The following is a 20381-nucleotide window of genomic DNA, read 5'->3' on the forward strand; positions in this document are numbered from 1 at the left end:
CGTCGGGAACCGGCCTATTCGGTGCGCCCGCTCAGTATGCGCTTGCCGAGCGCGCTCAGCAGATAGCCGAACGCCGCGTCCAGCGCCGGAGGCGTCGGGCTCTCGCCGATGCCCGACAGCACGATCGCGCGAAGCTCCCGGCTGGCGGCAATGCGCTCCATCACGGTGGAGCATTCGCGGTAGCTCAAACCCGCCTCGCGCGGATCGTCGCCCATGCCGCGGGCCACGGAGGCATGCAGCACCAGCGCAAAGCCGTCGGTGGTCTGGGTGACGCGCTGGATCGCCTTGCGGGCCGACTCGCGGATGCCGACGAGATCGATATCCTCCATGGTCAGGGCCAGGATCTTGCGCTCGTCTATGGTGCGCGCCTGCTCCTTCGTCGCCGTGCGGATGGCGAAAACCGCGGCCGCCTCCGGATTGGCCATGCGGCGGACGTCGCCTGGCTCTGAATCCATCCAGAGCAGCCCGGATTCCACCGCCGCGTCATCGGCTGTGTCGAGCATCTCGAAGATCCGGTCGCGATCCGGGATGATCCAGACCGGAAGATCCGCTGCGTCCGGAACGCCATCGCGCTTGATCTCCAGGCCAAGCTCGATGACCCCTGCAACAAATGCACGTGTTTCGGTTCGATCATGGATGTCGGGCGCCGCGATCAGCCTCACCGCCGTCGGACGCGGCGCGATGTTCTCGCGACCGGCAAGCTGCTTGTCGATGTAAGGCGACAGCATCGCCTGGACGAGCGCCCCATAGTCCATCTCGAAGCGGATGGGGTCGCCGACCGCGAATTTCTTCGCCTCGGTGATGTCGACGATCAGATGGTCGCTGGAGGCGGTGACGATTTCCACATTGCGGTGGCGCGGCTTCAGCCCCTCGGGGCGCATGTCCACGCGGCCGAGGTTGACGATGCCGCGCAGGCGCGCACCGCGATCCTCGAAAACGAGCCGGTTGCCGAACGCGTCGGGCCCCGTCTCGCCGTCCGGCAGGGAGTGCTTCATCTTAATCTCGACGAGTTCCGCCTCCAGCGTGAAGCCGCCGTCGTCGTAGCCCGGCAGCGTGCCACCGGTGAAGGAGTTCTCGCCGCGCAGGATGGTCGCGCCGACGCGCAGCATGTTGACGCCCTTGGGCAGCGGCTCGGTCTGCATCAGTGCGAGATTCGCGGAGTTGCCGCCGGAAATGTAGTCGAGTTTCGTGCCGAAACGCTGTTCCAGCTGGTCCGCGAGGTTGCAGAGATTGTCCAACTTTGCGCGTGTCGGCATGACCCCGCTGGCGCACATGAAGTTGGCGCCGATACCGGCGAGCCGCAGCGACGGCTCGCGCATCGCGGTCGCCGCCAGCGGGAAAAGGTCCTCCGGCGGCACGCCTTCGCGGCGGTCGCCCATCTCCAGCATGAGGATGACGTCGTGCACGACGCCCTGCTCCTCGGCTGCACGGGCGAGCGCGTCGAGCACTGCCGCTTCGGAATTCAGGCTCATGTCGCACAGCCGCACCACATCCGGCGCTTCGCTGACCGATGGAATACGCAGCATCATCACGGGCGCGGCAATGCCGCTGTTGCGCAGGCGCTGGACGTTGTCGAGCCGCGAATCGGCCAGCCCGGCGGCTCCGCCGCGCAACATGGCGCGCGCCACCAGCGGCGAACCGCAGACGGCCTTGGTCACGCCGAAGACACCGACTTGTCCGCCGAGGCTGTCGACGACGCGCCGCGTGTTCTCAGCGATGATGTCGAGATCGATGACGACGGACGGCATTTTATCCCTTATTCTCGGGCGCCAGCGACGCCCTTGCGCAGAGATGCTCCAGGATCACGGATGCTCCGAGCAGAGCCGTCGTCTCGGTCGGATCGTAAGGCGGCGCCACCTCGACGACGTCCATCCCGACGATATTGACATTCGTCAGCGCCCGGATCGTGTCGATCGCCTCATGCGGCAGCAATCCGTCGACAACCGGCGTGCCCGTGCCCGGCGCAAAGGCGGGATCGATGCAGTCGATGTCGAAGGTGAGGTAGCAGGGCATCCCGTCCGTCACCCTCTCGATCTCGGCGACCAGCGCCGCGATCCCGTGCTGGCGCACCCACGGCCGATGCAGCACGATGATCGGGTCGTCGAGATCATAAAATGTGCGGATGCCGACCTGGATCGACTTCGCCGGGTCGATCAGTCCCTCGTCCATGGCGAAGCGCACATACGAGCCGTGATCGAGGAAGGATGACTTCATCGTGTCGCGATGGGCGTCGAACTGGATCAGCGCCAGCGGGCCGTGCACCTCAGCATGCGCCTTGAGCAGCGGATAAGTGGTCAGGTGGTCGCCGCCGAGGCCGATCAACCTGGTGCCGGCCTTGAGCACGTGCAGGGCCTGCGCATAGGCGTTCTGCAGCATCTCCTGCGGCTGGCCCCGCTGGTAGAACACGTCGCCATAGTCGACCACGGCCAGCCGGTCGAACGGATCGAAGTTCCACGGCCACACCTCGCCCCACGAAAGCTGCGAGGTGGCGCGACGCAGCGCATCCGGCCCCAGCCGCGCGCCCGGCCGCCCGGAAGTCGACAGGTCGTAGGGGATGCCCATGATCGCATAGTCGACGCCGGCAAGGTCGCGGGTCTGCCGCCTGCGCATGAAGCTCCGCGCGCCGGAGAACGGCATCTCGACCTCGGTGCCGTAGAGCGAGTCGTGATCGAAGGCCTGGTCACCACGATGGATGCGCGACATCACTCCCCCCGACGTACCTCTCCTGCCGGTATGCTACACCACCTTAGCCGATCTTGGCGCCTGATGTCGCGCCGGTCTCCAGACCTACTGGGAGACCGGCCGATAGGCCGTGGACAGTCCAAGCCGGTTGCGCTGCAGCCAACGGTAGATCAGCAGCACCGAAACCACCGCCAACCCGGTGCAGAGCCCTATCCAGATGCCGTTGCCGTCGAAGCCAAACCAGAAGGCGAGCGCCACGCCGAGCACGAGCCCGATGCCCCAGTAGCCGATCGCGGCATAGATCATCGGCACGGTCGTGTCCTGCAGGCCACGCAGCATCCCGGCGGCCACGGCCTGGGCGCCGTCGGCCACCTGGAAGAGCGCTGCAAAGGCGAGGAAGGTCACCGCAAAGCCGATCACCGCCGTGTTCGCGGGATCATCGATGTCGATGAAGACGCCGATCAACAGCTTCGGCAGCGTGATCATCACAATGGCCATCAGAGCCATGAACGACACGCCCATCGCCAGGGCAGTCCAGCCGGCGCGGCTGATGCCCTCCGTGTCACGCGCGCCAAAAGCCAGCCCGACGCGCACGGTCGCTGCCTGGGCAAGGCCGAGCGGGATCATGAACGTCACCGAGGAGATCTGCAGCGCGATGGCGTGGGCGGCGAGTTGCGCGGCGCCGATCAAACCCATCAGGAGGGCGGCAGCGTTGAAGATCGTCACCTCGAAGGCCAGGATGCCCGAAATCGGCGCGCCAAGCTTGAGCAGCGCCCGGAAGCGCGGCCAGTCGGCCCGCCAGAAACGACCGAGCAGGTGGTAGCGGCGGAACTGCCTGTGGGTCATGACCACGGCGACCATGCCGAAGAACATGATGAAGCTCGCGAAGCTGGTGGCGAGGCCGGAGCCGACGATGCCCAGCGCGGGAAAGCCGAGATTGCCGAAGACCAGCACCCAGTTGCCAAGCGCGTTGAGGATGACGGCGAACGCCATGATCCCCAGCGCCCAGGCCGGCTTCTCCAGCGCCGAAATGAACGAGCGCAGCACGATGTAGCCATAGAAAGGCAGCACCGCCCATTGCAGGCCGCGCACATAGGTGCCTGCCAGCTTGGCCAGCGGCGGCTCCTGCCCCATGGCGAGCAGCACCGTCTCGGTGTTCCACAAAAGTATCCAGATCGGGATCACCGCCAGGACGGCCAGCCAGAGACCCTGCCGCACGGTGCGGCGCACGTCGCGCACCGAGTGCTTCTTGCGGCCGAGCTCCGCCGCCATCATCGGCTGCGTCGCGTAGACGAGGCCGAGGCCGAAGATCAGGGGCGCGAAGTACATGTTCGAACCCAAGGCGCCCGCCGCCAGCGAATCGGCGCCCAGCCGGCCAATGAACATGACGTCGGTGGCGGTCATCGCCGCCTGCGCGAGATTGGTGAGGATCATGGGCCATGCCAGCGCCAGCATCGCCCGGAATTCCTCACGCCACAGTTTTCCGGACGCTTGCGCGCCGGCCACGATCGCAGACATTTTCGTCTTTCCGCTCAAAAAAGCCGGAACGTGATCCGGCGCAGCAATAGTCACGGCGACGGCTTCGGCACGTCGCGGAGCAGTGCCGTTTAGATGAGAATCGCCCTCCGTGGCAAGGCGTGACGGAGCGGAAACGTTGAGCCAGAACCTCTCGCCCCCCGGTTTCCCATGGCGTGACGCACGCCGCGCCGGCGCGGCCGTCAGGCTTCCACGGCCTCAGCCAACAGGGCGGCCAACTGTCGGATATGGTCCGCCGCGTCGGCGCGGTGGTGGATCGCGATCTCCATCATCCCCGCCTTCGGAAGACCGCTGTCAGGCGTCAGGACGCGATGGCCGGGCAGCGCCGTCCGCGCCGGCAGCAGACTGACCCCGAGCCCGTCGGCGACCGCGCTCTGGATGCTGGCGAGGCTGGAACTCGTGTAGGCCAGGCGCCACCGCCGCCCGATCGCGTCGAGGGCGCTGATCATGTCGGCCCGGTAGAGCCCGTTCGGCGGGAATGCGGCGAGCGGCAACGGGTCCATTTCGAAAGCAGGATGGTCGGCGCTGTCCAGCCAGCAGAGGGGCTCGGGCCAGCTCATCACGCCCACCGTCGCACCGGGCTTCTGCTTCACCATCACGAGATCCAGTTCGCCGGTGTCATACGCGCGCTGGAGGTCGCGGCTGAGTCCGCTCGTCACCTCCAGCTTCATGCCGCCATGGCTGCGCATGAACCTTGAGAGGAGCGGCGTCACACGCATCGACGCAAAATCCTCCGGCAGGCCCAGCCGCATCGCGGGTCGGACCGAGGCCCCGGACAGCGCTGCGGCAGCCTCGTCGTTCAGCATCAGCATCCGCCGGGCGTAGCCGAGCAGCTGTTCGCCCGCCTCGGTTGGCCGGACGCCGCGCCGGCTGCGGTCGAGCAGGACCTGGCTGGCCGTCTCTTCGAGCCGCAGCACCTGTTGGCTGACGGTCGACTGCGTCGAATGAAGCGCCCTCGCGGCCGCCGTGAAGCTGCCCGTGTCGACGACGGCCAGGAATGCGCGCAGGAGATGGAGACTGAACGTCGTATTCATGTTCCGACTGGATAACATTGATACATTTAATTTCAAAATACTCTTCTCGAAGCGTATATGAGTGTCGTGCCTTCACGACGCTACCGGGCGCGGGGGGCCCATCGCAGATTCAGGATTGTTCATCATGTTGGTTCCCCGTGCCTCGAGGCCGCCCACGGCTGGCCCGACCGGCTCCACCGCAACACTCGTCCGCTCGACGGAAAGCGCAGGTGCGAGATGAGCGGCTCGGATCGCTTCCTGGACGAAGCCATTGATCTCGCGCTCGACAACATCCGCCAGGGCGGCAGGCCCTTCGGCGCGGTTGTCGTCAAGGACGGCGTCGTGATCGCGCGAGCCGCGAACCGGATGCAGGCCGACAGCGACCCGACCGCTCATGCCGAGCTCCTGGCGCTGCGCGCCGCCGGAAAGGCGCTCGGCTCGCCCCGGCTCGACGGTTGCTCCGTCTATGCGAGCGGCCAGCCCTGCCCGATGTGCATGGCCGCGATGCGCATGTCCGACATCGGCGATATCACGTTCGCCTACTCGGACGAACAGGCCGAGCCCTTCGGACTTTCCACCGCCGCCATCGCCGCCGAACTGGCCAAGCCGTACGACCAACAGGCCGGCCTGTCGTTGAAGCACCAGCCGCAGGAGGTGACGGAAGACGGTCATCTCTACCGCATCTGGCAGCGCCAGGCGGGATCGGCCGACTAGCTCCCGATGTCGCACACGGATCGTCCGGCGCCCGGCCGGCAGTGGACCTTGCTTGCCCTGATCGTCCTGATCGGGCTCAACCTGCGACCCTTCCTCACCGGGCCGGGTCCGCTGCTGTCCCTCATCGAAGCCGACACCGGCATGGGCTTTCGCGGGCTGGCCATGCTGACACTTTTGCCCATGCTGCTGATGGGCGTCGGTGCATTCTTCGCCCCCGGCATCCAAGCCGCGGTCGGGACGCGTCGCGCCTTGCTCGCCGCCCTGCTCGTCCTGGCGCTGGGTTCATTGCTGCGCCTCGTCGTTCCAGGGGGCGTGACCCTGGTGATGACCGCAGCGCTGTGCGGCGCAGGTGTGGCGGTGATCCAGGCCGCGGTCCCCGGCATCATCAAGGCGCATTTTGCCGGAAGCGTATCGGGGGTCACCGGTCTCTATTCGGCGATGCTGATGGCGGGCGGTGCGCTGGGTGCGCGCCTGTCGCCGCTTCTTGCCGGCCAGAACGGCGACTGGCGCGCCGGCCTGGCATGGCTTGCCGTCCCAGCAGCGGTCGCGCTCGTCGCCGCATTCTCCGCGCTTGCCAATTCCGCCGCGACGGCGCCCGACCGGTTACTGGCCGTGCGTCTTCTGCGCCGCCCGCGCACCTGGACTCTGATGGTAGCGTTCGGCCTGGTCAATGGCGGCTACTCGTCGATGGTCGCCTGGCTGGCGCCCTACTACCAGGCGCGCGGCTGGAACCCCGCCGAAAGCGGCAGCCTGGTCGCGGTGATGGCCGTCTCCCAGGCGATGTCCGCCATCGCCATGCCCCTCATCGCAGGTCGCGGCATCGACCGGCGTCCGTGGCTCCTGCTGACGCTCGCCATGCAGGCGACCGGCTTTCTGGGCCTCGCATTTGTCCCCAACGCAGCCCCCATGTTCTGGGTCGCCATCTGCGGCGCAGGGCTCGGCGGCGGCTTCGCGCTGGCTATGGTGACGGCGCTAGACCACCTTGCGCGGCCGGAACAGGCGGGGGCGCTTGCAGCGCTGATGCAGGGCGGGGGCTTCGTGATCGCAGCAACCGCGCCGCTGGCGACGGCCCTGCTGCAAGGATGGAGCGGCAGCTTTGCCACCGGATGGATCATGCACCTGGCCTGGGTCGCCGTGACCGTCGCGCTCTACATGCGCTTCGATCCGGCAGGTTATGCGAGGGTCATGGGCGTTCCGGCGACGTCCGGCGCAATCGCCTCGATTCCTGCTGCTGTTGGCGAACTGCGCGCCAGCGCACCGCCCGCTGGCTCCTGATCCGGCCTCTAAGCCAGCGCCCTCGACAAGTCGTCCAGCTCCTTCCTCTGGCGGAGCATCTCGAGGAAGATCCGGTAGTCCCGATCGTAGTCCGCTCCCCGTATGGCGGGGCGCGGATGCCCGGTTCGACCCATGGCGCTGGCGGCGCCGGCGAGGTTTTCGTGGAGGCCGGCCGCCGTCGCGGCCGCCATCGCCGTGCCCAGCAACACCGCATCCTCCGACCCCGGCTCGACGATCCGGCAGCCGGTCGCGTCCGCATAGAGCTCCATCAGCAGCGGGTTCCTGAGATGGCCGCCCGCGACATGCAGCGTGTCGATCGGCCGCCCGCCGGCCCGCAGCGTCTCGACGATGTGGCGTACGCCGAGCGCGATCGCAACGCAGCTCCGCCAGTATAGCCGGCAAAGCCCGTCGAAGGAGGCGTCGAGCGCAAGGCCGCTGACGACGCCGAGCGCATGCGGATCGCCGAGCGGCGCCCGGTTGCCGTGGAAATCCGGAAGCACGTGCAGGCGTGCCGCAAAGTCGCGACCCTCGATCGACCGCAGTTCGCCGATGCGCCCGGCGATGCGTTCGTGCATGGCGAGCCCCGGCTTCTCTCCGTGCAGGAGGATGACATGGTCGAGCAGCGCACCGGTGGCCGACTGCCCGGCCTCGCTCATCCACCGGCGCTGTAGGGCGGCGTCGCGAAACGGTCCCCAGACCGACGGAAGATGCAGCGGCGCGTCCGAGGCGAACATCACGCAACTCGACGTGCCGGCGATGAGCGCCGCCTCGCTTGCCAGCCTCTCGGCCGGCAGCGCGCCAAGTGCGCCGAGCGCCCCGGCATAGGCGTCGACCAGGCCCGCGCCGACCCGGCACGCCGGCGACAGGCCGAGCGCGGCGGCGGCTTCCGGCGAAAGCGCGCCGAGATCCGAACCGATCGCGGTCGCGACGGCAGGCAGACCGGCACGAACGAGCATGTCCGAAAGGCCGACCGCATTGAGGAAGGCATAGGGCCATGGTTCCTTCTCGTCCGGCAGATAGCCCCACTTGCAGGCGAGCGTGCCTTGCGAACGCGCATTGGAGCCGCTGGCTCGCCAGGTCAGGAAGTCGGCAAGGTCGAGGATGGGACCTGCCGCCGACCAGCTTTCCGGCAGCCGTCGCTTGAGCCACATCAGCTTCGGCGTCTGCATCTCGGGCGACATGACGCCGCCGGCCTTGGCCAGCACGGGGTGGCCGGTCGCGGTGCACTCGTCGGCCTCTGCAAGGGCGCGATGGTCGAACCAGGCGATCGTGTCCCAGCGGCTCCCGCCGTCCCGCGACACCGGAACCTGCGATCCGTCGCGGGCCCGCACCACCAGCGAACACGTTGCGTCAAAGGAGATGCCGCGAACGGCCTCCGGAGCGACGCCGGCCTCCTCGCGCGCGGCCTTCACCGCGGCGCAGACCGCCTCCCAGATGTCTTCGGAATCGTGCTCGGCCTGCCCGGGCGCGCCACGCCGCAGGGCGATCGGACGGTCAGCGCGTCCAAGGAGGACGCCCTCGGCGGTGAAGATGCCAGCACGTGCGCTGCCCGTGCCGACATCGACAGCGCAGACCACTTGCTGCATCAGCGGCCTTCTCGTGCCGGCAGGGCGGCGATCAGTTCGGGCAGGCGCCGCACGTCGCTCAGCATGAAGTCCGGACCGAGCGCTTCCAGCCGCTCCGCGAAACCGGGATAGCGAGCATGCGAGCCCCCGCTGAAGCCGACGACGCGCATGCCGGCGCTTCTCGCCGCCAGGATTCCGGCGGGGCTGTCCTCGACGACAAGGCAATCCTCCGGCGCGGCGCCCATCTGCTCGGCTGCGTAGAGGAAGAGGTCGGGCGATGGCTTGCCGCGCTTCACCATGGTGGCACTGTATATGTGCGGTTCGAGCAGCGCCAGCAGCCCGGTGACCCGCAGGGACAGGCGGATGCGGTCCGGCTGGCTGGACGACGCCACGCAGCGCGCGCCCCCGATCCGCTCCAGCGTCTCGCGTATCCCGGGGATGGGCTTCAGCTCCGCCTCGAAGCGATGGAAGAGTTCGTCGCGCAGCGCGTGCATCTCTTCCTCGGGCAGCACCAGCCCATAGTCCGAGCGCAGCGTGTCGAGGATCGTCGCCATGCTGCGTCCGAGGAAGCGTTCGTAGGCGTCCTCCTCGCCGATCATGACGCCGTTGCGGGCGAGGCCGTCGCGCAGTACCGCGATCGAGATGACCTCGCTGTCGACCAGCACCCCGTCGCAGTCGAAGATGACGAGTCCGGGCATCGCTGGCGTCACACCGTCCGCAGCATGCCGCCATCCACATGATAGGTGGAGCCGACGGAGTAGGACGCGCGGTCCGAGCATAGGAAGACGAAGAAGTTGGCCAGTTCCTCGACCGTGCCGAAGCGTTTTATCGGGGCATGCTCGTCGGCGACGGACTGCAGATAGGCCTGATAGTCGCCGCCGCTCTCGGCGGTGAGCTGCTTCGCCGTCTTCACCCAGTCGGGCGTCAGGATCAGGCCGGGATTGATCGTGTTGACGCGGATGTTGTCCTTGATCACCTCGGCGGCGAGGTTCTTCGAGAACATCAGCAGCGCCGCCTTGGTGACGTTGTAGATCGGCTCGTACCAGAGCGGCTGCACCGCGCAGATCGAAGCGTTGTGCAGGATCGCGCCGCCGCCTCGCGCCTTCATCATCGGCACGAAGCCGCGAGCGAGCCGCACCGCCGCCATGACGTGAAGTTCCCAATAGGCCTGCCACTTGTCGTCGGGCGCCTCCATGATGGTCTCGTTCGAGCCCGTGCCGGCATTGTTGACGAGGATGTCCGCTCCGCCGAACTCCTTGCGGGCGGCGGCGACCAGCGATTCGGCGCCCTCGATCGTCGCGACATCGCAGGCGACGGGAACCGCTCGAACGCCGTGCTCCCGGGCGATGCGGCGAGCCTCGTCCTGCAGCCGCTCCGCCCCCCGCGCAGCCATGACGACATGCGCGCCCTCGCGTGCAAACGCTTCCGCCACGCCGAGCCCGATGCCGACGCTGGCGCCCGTGATCGCGGCCACCTTGCCGCCCAGCCCGAGATCCATGCTCTCCTCCGCTCCTCCGATGGCGCGACGCTATCGCAGCGGCACAGCCTGCGGAAGCCTTCCGTTCTCAGCTTGCGAGATAGCGGGCCAGGGCGTCCCGCGCGCCATGCCGCCACAGCGCATTGAGACGCCGGGTGAAGGCCTCCGCGAAGGCGGGCGACTTGCCGACGTCGCCGTAGATGTCTTCCATGGCGAGCCAGGCGGCCGGATCGTCCTTTGCCGCCTTCGAACGCTCCACCAGGCGATCCCAGTTGGGATCGTTGGGCGCGATCTCCGCGCCGGAATCGGTGGCGCCGGCGCAGTAGCGGCACCACAGCGCCGATTCCAGCGCCAGCCCCTCCACGGAGGCGTCGGCCTTCAGCCGGTCTGCGATCGTCGGGATGATGAATTTCGGCTGCCTGTTGGAGCCGTCGAGGCACAGCCGGCGGATGGTGTCGCCGATCTTGGGATTGGCGAACCGCTTCTCGATGAGCTGCCGGTACGCTTCCAGGTCCGTGCCGGGAACGGGCGGCACCGTCGGCAGGATCTCCTCGCGGTGCAGCTTCGACAGGAAGCCGCGGATCAAGTCGTTCTCCATCGCCTCGTGCACGAAATGGAGGTCCATCAGTCCGCCCGGATAGGCGATGGCTGCGTGTCCCCCGTTCAGGATGCGGATCTTCATCAGCTCGAAGGGCGAGACATCGTCGACGAACTCGACGCCGGCCTTCTCCAGGTCCGGGCGGCCGAGCGGGAAGCTGTCCTCCAGCACCCACTGCTTGAACGGTTCGCAGAACACAGGCCAGTTGTCCTCGACGCCGAACTCGGTCCGCAGCATCTCGCGCTCGCGGTCGGTGGTCGCAGGCGTGATGCGGTCGACCATCCCGTTCGGAAAGGCGACGTTGCCCTCCACCCAGTCGGCGAAGGCGGGATCGGAGAGTTTTGCCAGCCCGCAGACCGTCTCCATGGTGACATGGCCGTTATGGGGGATGTTGTCGCAGCACATGACCGTGAAAGGCGGCACGCCGGCCTCCCTGCGCCGCTTCAGGCCGGCCAGGATCAGGCCGAACACCGTTTTCGACCTCTCCGGGCTTGCTGCGTCCGCCACAATGTCGGGATGCTGCGGATTGAAGCGGCCGGTCGAGGCATCGATGAAATAGCCGCCCTCGGTGATGGTCATCGAGACGATGCGGATCGCCGGGTCGGCAAGTTTTGCGACGGTCGCTTCGCGGTCGCCCGGCACCAGGAAGTCGACCATGGCCCCGGTCACCCTCGCCTGCATATGCCCGGTATCCTGCTCGACCACCGTCGTCAGCCAGTCCTGCTCGGCCAGCCTGTCGCGCCCCGCCTTCTCGGCCTCGAACACGCCTGCGCCGACGATCGCCCAGTCGCGGTCGATCCCCGCATTGAACAGATCGTCCAGATAGACGGCCTGATGGGAGCGGTGGAAATTGCCCACCCCGAAATGGAGGATCCCGGGCGTGAGGTCGGAACGCGCATAGGACGGAACGGCAACCCTCGACTGGAACGAGCCCAGATTGGCGGCGGAGAGTTTCGTGCTCATTACTATGGTCCTTGTCTCTGCCCCCTCCGGCCGAACTCGCGCACGAAGCCCTTCCCGCCCCTCGACGGGGAGGGTGGCCCGCAGGGCTGGGTGGGTTGATCAGCCCTTCGCCTGGCTTCGCCGAGCACCTCCGCTATCGAATGGGAGGAGGGAGCCGCCTCATTGCAACGCGTTCCCGTCCGCGCCGAATTTGTGGATGCGGGCGGGATCGGGCGTCAGGTAGATGGTATCGCCGTGCTGTACGGGCATGTCGCCTTCGGCGCGCACGGTGATCATGCCCGCCCCGTCGGTGTTGACGTGCATGAAGGTGTCGGCCCCCAGATGCTCGGCGACACCGACCACCCCCTTCCACTGGCCGTCCGACTTCGACACCTTGATGTGCTCGGGCCGCACGCCGATCGTCGCCGCGCCGGCGGTCTTGGCCGGCTGACCCTCGACGAAATTCATCTTGGGCGAGCCGATGAAGCCGGCGACAAACAGGTTCCTTGGCGACCGGTAAAGCTCCAGCGGCGAGCCCACCTGCTCGATGTTGCCGGCGTTGAGCACCACGATCTTGTCGGCCATCGTCATCGCCTCGACCTGGTCATGGGTGACGTAGACCATCGTCGTCTTCAGCTGGTGGTGCAGTTCGCTGATCTCCAGCCGCATGGTGCCGCGCAGCGCCGCGTCGAGGTTGGACAGCGGCTCGTCGAACAGGAAGGCCGAGGGCTGCCGCACGATGGCGCGGCCGATGGCGACGCGCTGGCGCTGGCCGCCGGACAGCTGCCCCGGCCGGCGCTCGAGATAGTTGGTGAGGTTGAGCACCCGAGCGGCGTCCGTCACCTTCCTGTCGATGGCCTCCTTGGTTTCGCCCGCCATCTTCAGTGGGAAGGCGATGTTCTTCGCCACGGTCATGTGCGGATAGAGCGCGTAGGACTGGAACACCATGGCGAGCTTGCGCTTGGCCGGCGCCTCGTTGGTCACGTCGCGCCCGTCGATGTGGATGGTCCCGGAGGTGGTGTCCTCAAGTCCCGCGATCAGGCGAAGCAGCGTCGACTTTCCGCAGCCCGAGGGCCCGACGAAGACGACGAACTCGCCGTCCTCGATGTCGAGGTTGATGTTCGGGATGATGTTCGTCGCCCCGAAGGACTTGGTGACGTTTCTGAGAGCGATCTTGCCCATGTCTCATCCTCCCCCTACTTGACGGCGCCGAAGGTCAGTCCGCGCACGAGCTGGCGCTGCGAGAACCAACCCATGATGAGGATCGGCGCGATGGCGAGCGTGGACGCCGCCGAGAGCTTTGCCCAGAACAGGCCCTGCGGGCTCGAGAACGACGCGATGAAGGCCGTCAGCGGCGCAGCGTCGGTGGCAGTCAGCCGGATGGTCCAGAACGCTTCGTTCCAGGCCAGGATGATGTTGAGCAGCATGGTGGACGCGATCCCCGGCACTGCCATCGGCGTCAGCACGTGGACGATCTCGCCCCACAGCGAGGCGCCGTCCATGCGCGCCGCCTCCAGGATCTCGCCGGGGATCTCGCGGAAATAGGTGTAGAGCATCCATACCACGATCGGCAGGTTGATCAGCATCAGCATCACGGTGAGGCCGATGCGCGAGTCCAGCAGGCCGGTGTCGCGGAAGATCAAATAGATCGGCACCAGGACGGCAGCCGCCGGCATCATCTTGGTCGAGAGCATCCACATCAGGATGTCCTTGGTCCTCTTCGTCGGCGAGAACGCCATCGACCATGCCGCCGGCACCGCGATGATGATGCCGAGCAGGGTCGCCCCGACGGCGATGATCACCGAGTTCATGAATGGCTTGAAATAGTCCCGCTGGGTCTGCACCTCGATATAGTTCTCGAAGGTGAAGGAGGGGATCATGTTGAAACCGGCAATCGCCTCCGGCTCGGTCTTCACCGACGTGATGATGGTGTAGAGGATCGGGAAGAAGATCAGCAGCGCGAGCACCCATGCGGCGATGCTGAACCCGATCTTGGTCCGTGTCGGGACTGCGCGTGCCATGATCAGATGTCCTCGACTACGTGGATAAATGCGCCCCCTCCACCACCTTCGGCGGTCCCCCTCCCCCGTACACGGGGGAGGATCAAGGTCGCGGCCGGCCGCACGGCCGGATCCTCCCCTGCGAAGCGGGGGAGGGGGACCACGCGAAGCGTGGTGGAGGGGGCGCGCATCTCTTTCCTCACCTGTCCAAATTCTTCCCCACCGCGCGCATCAGGAAGAACGCGACGATGTTGGCGAGGATGACCGCGATCACGCCGCCGGCCGAAGCCCCGCCGACGTCGTAGCCGAGCAGCGCCGTGCGGTAGATGAGGAACGGCAGGTTGGTCGATGCGTAGCCCGGCCCGCCATTGGTCGTGACGAGGATCTCCGCATAGACGCCGAGCAGGAAGATCGTCTGGATCAGGATCACCACCGTGATCGCCCGCGACATGTGCGGCAGGGTCAGGTGCCAGAACCTGCTGACGAAGCCCGCGCCGTCCATCTCGGCCGCCTCCTTCTGCTCCGAATCCAGCGACTGCAGCGCGGTGAGCAGGATCAGCGTGGCGAAGGGCAGCCACTGCCAGGCGACGATGAGGATGATGGAAAAGAGCGGATAGCTGGCGAACCAGTCGACCGGCTTCAGGCCGAAGAAGCGCGAGATGTCGGCGAACACCCCATAGCCCGGATGCATGATCATGTTCTTCCACACCAGCGCGGCGACCGGCGGCATGACGAAGAAGGGCGAGATCACGAGGATGCGCACGATGCCCTGCCCGAACATCGGCTGGTCGAGCAAAAGGGCCAGCGCGGTGCCTCCGATCACCGTGATCAGCAGGACGCCGACTACGATCACCAGTGTGTTCCAGATCGACTGGAAGAAGGCCGGGTCCGTATAGAAATACACGTAGTTGAACAGGCCGGCGAAGCTGACATTGCCCGGATTGAGCAGGTTGTAGTTCTGGAACGAGAACCACAGCGTCATGGCCAGCGGCACGATCATCCAGATCAGGAGGAGGATGACCGAGGGCGCCATCATGAAGCGCGCCAGCGTCCGCGTCTGCTTGGTTGCCATGGTCTCCTCCCAGGTTCCGGTCCGGCGTTTCCCTCCCCCTCGAGGGGAGGGTGGCCGCCAAGCGGCCGGGTGGGTCGGTGCGGCAGCGCTCCACGTTCCTTTGCGCCGCGCCGTGCCGAGACAACCCCTCCCGCTCGTTCTGCTCGCGACGTTCCCCTCAAGACGAGGGAAGGTCCATTGAGAAAAGGGCCGCCCGGAAGTCTGTCGACCACTGGGACCGGGCGGCCAAGGCTCTGGGAGGAGCCTATTTGATGTAGCCCGCTCGGGTCATCTCGCGGGTGGCCACCGACTGCGCCTGCGCCAGCGCGTCGTCGACGGTCATCTGCCCGGCCAACGCCGCGGAGAACAGCTGCCCGACGGTGGTGCCCAGCCCCTGGAACTCGGGGATCGCGACGAACTGCACGCCCGTGTAGGGAACCGGCTTCACCGTCGGCTTGGTCGGATCGGCCGCGTTGATGGAGTCCAGCGTCATCTTCGCGAAGGGTGCGGCCTTCTGGTACTCCGCATTGTTGTAGAGCGAGGTTCTCGTCCCCGGAGGCACGTTCGCCCAGCCATCCTTGGAAGCCACGAGGTCGAGATAGGCCTTGCTGGTCGCCCAGGACACGAACTTCTCGGCGGCGGCCGCCTTCTGGCTGCCCGCCGGGATGGCGAGCGACCACGCCCACAGCCAGTTGCCGCGCTTGCCGAGCCCGTTGTCGGGCGCCAGCGCGTAGCCGACCTTGTCGGCGACCGTCGAGTTCTTCGGGTCGGAGACGAAGGACGCAGCCACCGTGGCGTCGATCCACATGCCGCACTTGCCCTGCTGGAACAGCGCCAGGTTCTCGTTGAAGCCGTTTGATGACGCCCCTTGCGGGCCGGCGTCGGCCATCAGCTTGGTATAGAAGTCGAGCGCCGCCTTCCATTCCGGCTGGTCGAACTGGGGCACCCATTTCTCGTCGAACCAGCGGGCGCCGAACGAGTTGGACATGGCGGTCAGAAACGCCATGTTCTCGCCCCAGCCCGCCTTGCCGCGCAGGCAGATGCCGTTGATGTCGGCAGCGCGATCCGTCATCTTGCGCGCCGCCTCGCCGATGAACTCCCAGGTCGGCGCCTCAGGCATGGTCAGCCCGGCCTTCTCCATCAGGTCCTTGCGGTACATGACGAAGGAGCTCTCGCCGTAGAACGGCGCGGCATAGAGCTTGCCGTCGGCCGACAGGCCGTTGCGGATCGCGGGGATGATGTCGTCGACGTCATAGTCCGCGCCGAGATTGTCGAGCGGCAGCAGCCACTGCTGCTTCGCCCAGATCGGCACCTCGTAGGTGCCGATCGTCATCACGTCGTACTGGCCGCCCTTGGTCGCGATGTCGGTGGTGACGCGCTCGCGCAGCACGTTCTCCTCCAGCGTCACCCATTCGAGCTGGATGTCTGGATTCTTGGCGGCGAAGTCGTCGGTCAGCTTCTGCATGCGCACCATGTCGCCGTTGTTCACAGTGGCGATGGTGATGGTTTCGGCATGCGCGCCCAACGCCAAGAGGCTGGCGGTCGCGCCCAAGAAGAGCGTTCTCATACGCATGAAACTTCCTCCCAAAACTCCAAGGTGAGCAATTGCCTTGGCTATGGGCAATTATTCATTCTCCGTGATGAATGTCAAGCAGGTTGATCGCCGGGCGGGCAAACAGCGAAGAACCTGGCCTGGGATGTTCTCGCTGCCGCGTCCCTCGACCTAGCATTCAGCACGGACGACCAAGCGCGCAAACCGAGGCGTCGGCGATGAAAGGATGAGGCGATGCGAGGCTGACGCCCCAAGTGACCGCCAAGACTACTCGGAGGACGCCGCGATCTCGGCGAGGATCCAGTCGCGGAAGGCGCGAATCTTGGGAACGTTGCGGCGCTGCTCTTGATAGACGAGCCAGAAGATGTGGCCATCGTTTCCGACCACATCGAAGGGCTGGATGAGACTGCCATCCGCCAGTTCCGACGTGAAGAACGCCCTGGTCAGTATGCCGACCCCGCGCCCGGCAACGGCAGCGCGGCCCTCATAGGCCTGCGACCCCAGCTGGGACCGCACCTGGCCGGACGTGTCGGGCCGGTCGTTGACGCCGGCCAGCTTGAACCAGATCTCCCACCAGGGGTCGTCCGGATCAAGGATCGGCAGACGCAGGAGATCGGAGGGATGCCGGACGCCACCGATGGAGGCCGCGAGCTTCGGACTCAGCATCGGCGTAAAGTCGGCGAGAAACAGACGGTGGGCCATGAGTCCGGGCCACTCGCCCTTTGCGCCCGAGCGAATGCCGATGTCGACGCTCTCAGCAGCGAAATCCACCATGCGGTGCGAGGTCTCGAGGCGAACCGCGATCGCCGGATGCGCGATATGAAAGGAGCCCAGCCGCAACGCCAGCCAGTTCGCGGCGAATGTGGGGATGGTGCTGATCGTCAGGGTGCCGAGCCCGCCCGTCCTGGCGCTCTCATAGCCTTCCGCCAGGATGCGGAAGGCGTCGGTGGCGGCGGATGCCAGCGTTTTCCCGGCGTCGGTCAGCGCGACCCGCCGCGGTTGCCGCACGAAGAGCGGCGCGCCCACCCGCTCCTCCAGCACCTTGATTTGATAACTCACCGCCGCCTGCGTCATCGCCAATTCCTCGGCGGCGCGGGTGAAGCTCAGATGGCGCGCGGCGGCCTCGAAGGCCCGCACCGCAGCCAGGGGCGGCAAGCGGTTTGACATAAGTCCTCCTTATGCAAACTACGCGACGTTCGATTGGAGAACAAGCACCCCGCGCCTCATATGTCCCTCATCACGAGTTCCCGACGAAGGAGAAGGACAATGCTCTACAATTCTTCGACCGCCACCGTGAAATTCCTCGCCCGCGAGTTCTCCTTCGCCTCGCGACCGGCCAAAAGCAGGCCTTTGAACCGGGACGAGTTCTCCGATCATCTGTTGCGCGATCTTGGACTCCTCGACGGCCATGCGGTGCCGGAGCATTCGGAACGACACAGGCTGAACCGGGCAGTCGAACCCGAGCAGATCGTCCAGACCCGCTACGGTGCATAAGGCGTGCTTCGCCTATCCCGCCAGAAGTGCGGCCGCGGTCAGTTCGTCGGTGATCACCCCGTTGACCAGACGACGGTTGAGCGCGGCCCGGATGCCGGGCAGCTTTGCCTCCCCCATGGCGAGCGCCACGACCAGCGATTTCTCGCGCGAGGGTAGCGGGGCGGCGGCGACGCGCTCATTGGTGAGACCCTCGATCAGCCGGCCGTCACGATCGAAGGCCCAGCCGACGATCTCGCCGACGGCCCCGGCCTTCTGGAGCGCCTTGAGTTCGGTTTCGGAGATGAAGCCGTCGACATAGAGCGGCGCCGAAGGGCCGAGATCGCCGATGCCGACGAAGGTGACATCGGCCGTGGCGGCCAGTTCCAGCGTCTGCCTGATCATCGCCTGGCTCTGCAGCATCTCGCGCTCGGCGGGCGTGGACGCGATGACCGGCAGCGGCATCGGAAAGCTGCGCGCCTTGATGAGGTCCGCCATCGTGAAGATGACGTTGTAGAAGGCGGCCGACCCGTCCGGCGCAATATTGCCTGTCAGCGAGACGACCTTGTGTTGCGGGCACTCCATCGGCGACATCTGTTCGATCGCCGCCTTCAGCGTGCGGCCTGTCCCGATCGCCATCACGATCGGTTGCGGCGAGCGCAGCCGGCGCTCGATCTCGGCCGCGGCCGCTTCAGCCACGCCGATCGTCGTCGACAGATTGCCGGGATCGCTCGGCACCACTTCGACGAGATCCAGTGCGAAGCGAGCCTTCAGCCGCTCGCCGAGATCCAGGCATTCGGCGATGGGATGGTCCAGCCTGACCTTCACCAGGCCTTCGGAAACGGCCAACGAGACGAGGCGTTGCGCGCTCTGCCGGGAAACGCCCAGCTTTGTTGCAATCTGGTCCTGCGTGTTGCCGGCGACGTAGTACAGCCACCCGGCCCTGGCAGCGTCGTCGTGCCGCCCCGTCGCCATATCCGCCCGACCAGCCATATCGCTCCGCCCTCAATCCTGCACAGCCGCCCGCGCCGCAATTCCGCTGAACAGGCAGCACCCCATCCTTGAGCAATTGTCCTGCAAGATCAACAATTATTCAGATCTCAGGCACGACTGCGACGGCGACGCAACGCCGCCTATGGCCATCGGCATATCGGCCAGACAGGCTGAAGGCAACCGGTGCGCGAGCGCGAGCCGCCTCCAGCCGCGATTTCACGCGACGCGGTAGCGGTCGACAATGTCCATGTCGAGCTCGACGCCGATGCCGGGACGTTCCGGCACTTCCATGTAGCCGTCGACCAGCTTCTCCACCGGCTCGCGCAGGAGCTTGTGGCGCAGCGGGTTCGGCTGGTTTTTGGACCAGTCGCTCTGCATGAACTCGAAGACGAGGAAGTTGGGAAGCGATACGGCAAACTGGAGTGTCGCGGCGAGGCAGACGGCCGAGCAACTGCCGGTATGCGGCGCGTATGGGATGTGGAACGCGCGCGACATCGCCGCGATCCTTCGCGCTTCGGTGATGCCGCCCGTACGGGAGATGTTAGGCTGCACGATGTCGATGGCGCGGCGGCGAAAGAAGTCGCGCGATCCGAACGACATGAAGTCCGCTTCGCCGGCCGCGATGCGAATGTCCAGCGAATCCGCGAGATGCACGTAGCCGTCTATGTCGTTCGGGGCGATCGGCTCCTCGAACCAGAAAATGTCCAGCTTCTCCAACGCCCGGCCGACCTGGAGTGCGGTCGCGACGTCCTCGCTGTAGGCGCAGTTGGCGTCGACCATCAACCGGATGTCCGGTCCGACCGCATCGCGTATGGCGGCCACGAAGTCGATATCGGCCTGCGGCCTGTCGAGATTGCGGCCAATCTTGATCTTCATTGCCCTGAAGCCGCGCTCCTTGAAGCCGACGGCCTGCGCGATCACTTCGTCAAATGCCCGGAAACGGAGGGAAGACGCATAGGCGGCCAGGCGGTCATGGTGGCGACCGCCGAGCAGCGTATAGAGGGGCAGGTCGAGGAATTTTCCGGCGAGATCCCACAGCGCGATGTCGATGCCGCTGATCGCCTCGACGAACATGCCGCGGTTGTGGCCGCGGTTCATCATCACGCCGAACAGCAACTCCCATATCGCCTCGCGATCGAGCGGGTCGCGCCCGACAAGGATCTTCGCAATGTCCTCGATAATGGCGCGCGTGGCCGTCGGCGCCAGCCTGACCATGCATTCGCCGACGCCCGTGAGACCACAATCCGTCTCGATGAGGACCAGCGTCGTGCGGTAGCCGCTGAAGATGACGTCGGTCAGGTCGGCGGCGTGCGGCACGGCGACCGGCGCATCGATCTCGTCTTCGATGGGGACATAGAGGCTGATCGGCGTCACCTTGGTAATGCGCATCCGCGGGCGCGTCGAAGCTCGCCCCAGGGCGGTGGTCGTCGTCATATCTTTCCCCTGCTACATTTCGATGAAATCAGGCCTGTCCCCGGCGCTCGACCGCAGGTTGGCAGGTCCTCGAGCCGGC

General features: G+C 66.4%; 18 protein-coding genes. 3 read left to right on the plus strand and 15 right to left on the minus strand.

Annotation, left to right across the window (positions count from 1 at the left end; all coding sequences use genetic code 11):
* Positions 1-14: 14 nt before the first annotated feature.
* The 4 genes from PD284_RS00315 to PD284_RS00330 all read right to left on the minus strand — a co-directional run bounded on the left by PD284_RS00315 (position 15) and on the right by PD284_RS00330 (position 5252).
* Positions 15-1748, minus strand: coding sequence for an alanine racemase (locus tag PD284_RS00315; protein WP_274626248.1), 1734 nt, complete (start codon positions 1746-1748; stop codon positions 15-17).
* A gap of 1 nt (position 1749) precedes the next feature.
* Positions 1750-2703 (minus strand): agmatinase, encoded by a 954-nt coding sequence (gene speB, locus PD284_RS00320; RefSeq protein ID WP_274626249.1) that lies wholly within the window; start codon positions 2701-2703, stop codon positions 1750-1752.
* 84 nt (positions 2704-2787) lie between these two features.
* Entirely contained in the window at positions 2788-4200 is a 1413-nt protein-coding gene (locus tag PD284_RS00325) for an MATE family efflux transporter (RefSeq protein WP_274626250.1), read from the minus strand.
* A gap of 200 nt (positions 4201-4400) precedes the next feature.
* Positions 4401-5252, minus strand: a complete 852-nt coding sequence (locus PD284_RS00330) for a LysR substrate-binding domain-containing protein (RefSeq protein WP_274626251.1) — start codon at positions 5250-5252, stop codon at positions 4401-4403.
* A gap of 216 nt (positions 5253-5468) precedes the next feature.
* Here PD284_RS00330 and PD284_RS00335 point away from each other — a divergent pair, with 216 nt between their 5' ends.
* A complete protein-coding gene (locus PD284_RS00335; RefSeq protein WP_274626252.1) occupies positions 5469-5945 on the plus strand; it encodes a nucleoside deaminase in 477 nt (158 codons plus the stop codon).
* Positions 5946-5951: 6 nt separating this feature from the next.
* Entirely contained in the window at positions 5952-7220 is a 1269-nt protein-coding gene (locus PD284_RS00340) for a cyanate transporter (RefSeq protein ID WP_274626253.1), read from the plus strand.
* Between the two features lie 8 nt (positions 7221-7228).
* Here the strand turns inward: PD284_RS00340 and PD284_RS00345 are convergent, their stop codons facing one another.
* From PD284_RS00345 to PD284_RS00385, 9 genes are all read right to left on the minus strand, one after another.
* Positions 7229-8806 (minus strand): FGGY-family carbohydrate kinase, encoded by a 1578-nt coding sequence (locus PD284_RS00345; RefSeq protein ID WP_274626254.1) that lies wholly within the window; start codon positions 8804-8806, stop codon positions 7229-7231.
* The gene (locus PD284_RS00350; protein WP_274626255.1) at positions 8806-9483 is read right to left on the minus strand and encodes an HAD family hydrolase; all 678 of its coding nucleotides are present in this window, start codon (positions 9481-9483) and stop codon (positions 8806-8808) included. Before PD284_RS00350 ends, PD284_RS00345 begins: the two co-directional genes overlap by 1 nt.
* Positions 9484-9491: 8 nt before the next feature.
* The gene (locus tag PD284_RS00355) at positions 9492-10283 is read right to left on the minus strand and encodes an SDR family NAD(P)-dependent oxidoreductase (RefSeq protein ID WP_274626256.1); all 792 of its coding nucleotides are present in this window, start codon (positions 10281-10283) and stop codon (positions 9492-9494) included.
* 67 nt (positions 10284-10350) lie between these two features.
* Positions 10351-11823 (minus strand): mannitol dehydrogenase family protein, encoded by a 1473-nt coding sequence (locus PD284_RS00360; protein WP_274626257.1) that lies wholly within the window; start codon positions 11821-11823, stop codon positions 10351-10353.
* Between the two features lie 159 nt (positions 11824-11982).
* A complete protein-coding gene (locus tag PD284_RS00365) occupies positions 11983-12984 on the minus strand; it encodes an ABC transporter ATP-binding protein (RefSeq protein ID WP_274626258.1) in 1002 nt (333 codons plus the stop codon).
* A 14-nt stretch (positions 12985-12998) separates the two neighbouring features.
* Positions 12999-13823, minus strand: coding sequence for a carbohydrate ABC transporter permease (locus PD284_RS00370; RefSeq protein WP_274626259.1), 825 nt, complete (start codon positions 13821-13823; stop codon positions 12999-13001).
* Positions 13824-14001: 178 nt separating this feature from the next.
* Positions 14002-14874 carry a carbohydrate ABC transporter permease gene (locus PD284_RS00375; RefSeq protein ID WP_274626260.1) on the minus strand — a complete coding sequence of 291 codons (873 nt, stop codon included), beginning with the start codon at positions 14872-14874 and terminating at the stop codon, positions 14002-14004.
* Between the two features lie 244 nt (positions 14875-15118).
* The gene (locus PD284_RS00380) at positions 15119-16426 is read right to left on the minus strand and encodes an ABC transporter substrate-binding protein (protein WP_274626261.1); all 1308 of its coding nucleotides are present in this window, start codon (positions 16424-16426) and stop codon (positions 15119-15121) included.
* Between the two features lie 246 nt (positions 16427-16672).
* Positions 16673-17572: a LysR substrate-binding domain-containing protein gene (locus PD284_RS00385; protein ID WP_274626262.1), complete on the minus strand. Its 900-nt coding sequence runs from the start codon at positions 17570-17572 to the stop codon at positions 16673-16675.
* 99 nt (positions 17573-17671) lie between these two features.
* Here PD284_RS00385 and PD284_RS00390 point away from each other — a divergent pair, with 99 nt between their 5' ends.
* The gene (locus PD284_RS00390; protein WP_274626263.1) at positions 17672-17899 is read left to right on the plus strand and encodes a hypothetical protein; all 228 of its coding nucleotides are present in this window, start codon (positions 17672-17674) and stop codon (positions 17897-17899) included.
* 12 nt (positions 17900-17911) lie between these two features.
* Here PD284_RS00390 and PD284_RS00395 read toward each other — a convergent pair whose 3' ends face one another.
* Together PD284_RS00395 and PD284_RS00400 are read right to left on the minus strand one after the other, a co-directional pair.
* Entirely contained in the window at positions 17912-18868 is a 957-nt protein-coding gene (locus tag PD284_RS00395; protein WP_274626264.1) for a sugar-binding transcriptional regulator, read from the minus strand.
* Positions 18869-19084: 216 nt separating this feature from the next.
* Positions 19085-20302: a mandelate racemase/muconate lactonizing enzyme family protein gene (locus PD284_RS00400; protein ID WP_274626265.1), complete on the minus strand. Its 1218-nt coding sequence runs from the start codon at positions 20300-20302 to the stop codon at positions 19085-19087.
* Between the last annotated feature and the right edge of the window lie 79 nt (positions 20303-20381).

Origin of the sequence: Mesorhizobium shangrilense (assembly GCF_028826155.1) — a bacterium.
Taxonomy (GTDB): domain Bacteria; phylum Pseudomonadota; class Alphaproteobacteria; order Rhizobiales; family Rhizobiaceae; genus Arvimicrobium; species Arvimicrobium flavum.

What these genes read in the sequence shown, in the direction of transcription:
- PD284_RS00335 (WP_274626252.1), top strand. Translation starts at nt 5,469, where the DNA reads ATGAGCGGCTCGGATCGCTTCCTGGACGAAGCCATTGATCTCGCGCTC.
- PD284_RS00370 (WP_274626259.1), bottom strand. Translation starts at nt 13,823, where the DNA reads ATGGCACGCGCAGTCCCGACACGGACCAAGATCGGGTTCAGCATCGCC.
- PD284_RS00355 (WP_274626256.1), bottom strand. Translation starts at nt 10,283, where the DNA reads ATGGATCTCGGGCTGGGCGGCAAGGTGGCCGCGATCACGGGCGCCAGC.
- PD284_RS00360 (WP_274626257.1), bottom strand. Translation starts at nt 11,823, where the DNA reads ATGAGCACGAAACTCTCCGCCGCCAATCTGGGCTCGTTCCAGTCGAGG.
- PD284_RS00390 (WP_274626263.1), top strand. Translation starts at nt 17,672, where the DNA reads ATGCTCTACAATTCTTCGACCGCCACCGTGAAATTCCTCGCCCGCGAG.
- PD284_RS00395 (WP_274626264.1), bottom strand. Translation starts at nt 18,868, where the DNA reads ATGGCTGGTCGGGCGGATATGGCGACGGGGCGGCACGACGACGCTGCC.
- PD284_RS00350 (WP_274626255.1), bottom strand. Translation starts at nt 9,483, where the DNA reads ATGCCCGGACTCGTCATCTTCGACTGCGACGGGGTGCTGGTCGACAGC.
- PD284_RS00380 (WP_274626261.1), bottom strand. Translation starts at nt 16,426, where the DNA reads ATGCGTATGAGAACGCTCTTCTTGGGCGCGACCGCCAGCCTCTTGGCG.
- PD284_RS00400 (WP_274626265.1), bottom strand. Translation starts at nt 20,302, where the DNA reads ATGACGACGACCACCGCCCTGGGGCGAGCTTCGACGCGCCCGCGGATG.
- PD284_RS00345 (WP_274626254.1), bottom strand. Translation starts at nt 8,806, where the DNA reads ATGCAGCAAGTGGTCTGCGCTGTCGATGTCGGCACGGGCAGCGCACGT.
- PD284_RS00330 (WP_274626251.1), bottom strand. Translation starts at nt 5,252, where the DNA reads ATGAATACGACGTTCAGTCTCCATCTCCTGCGCGCATTCCTGGCCGTC.
- PD284_RS00315 (WP_274626248.1), bottom strand. Translation starts at nt 1,748, where the DNA reads ATGCCGTCCGTCGTCATCGATCTCGACATCATCGCTGAGAACACGCGG.
- PD284_RS00365 (WP_274626258.1), bottom strand. Translation starts at nt 12,984, where the DNA reads ATGGGCAAGATCGCTCTCAGAAACGTCACCAAGTCCTTCGGGGCGACG.
- PD284_RS00325 (WP_274626250.1), bottom strand. Translation starts at nt 4,200, where the DNA reads ATGTCTGCGATCGTGGCCGGCGCGCAAGCGTCCGGAAAACTGTGGCGT.
- PD284_RS00340 (WP_274626253.1), top strand. Translation starts at nt 5,952, where the DNA reads ATGTCGCACACGGATCGTCCGGCGCCCGGCCGGCAGTGGACCTTGCTT.
- PD284_RS00385 (WP_274626262.1), bottom strand. Translation starts at nt 17,572, where the DNA reads ATGTCAAACCGCTTGCCGCCCCTGGCTGCGGTGCGGGCCTTCGAGGCC.
- speB (WP_274626249.1), bottom strand. Translation starts at nt 2,703, where the DNA reads ATGTCGCGCATCCATCGTGGTGACCAGGCCTTCGATCACGACTCGCTC.
- PD284_RS00375 (WP_274626260.1), bottom strand. Translation starts at nt 14,874, where the DNA reads ATGGCAACCAAGCAGACGCGGACGCTGGCGCGCTTCATGATGGCGCCC.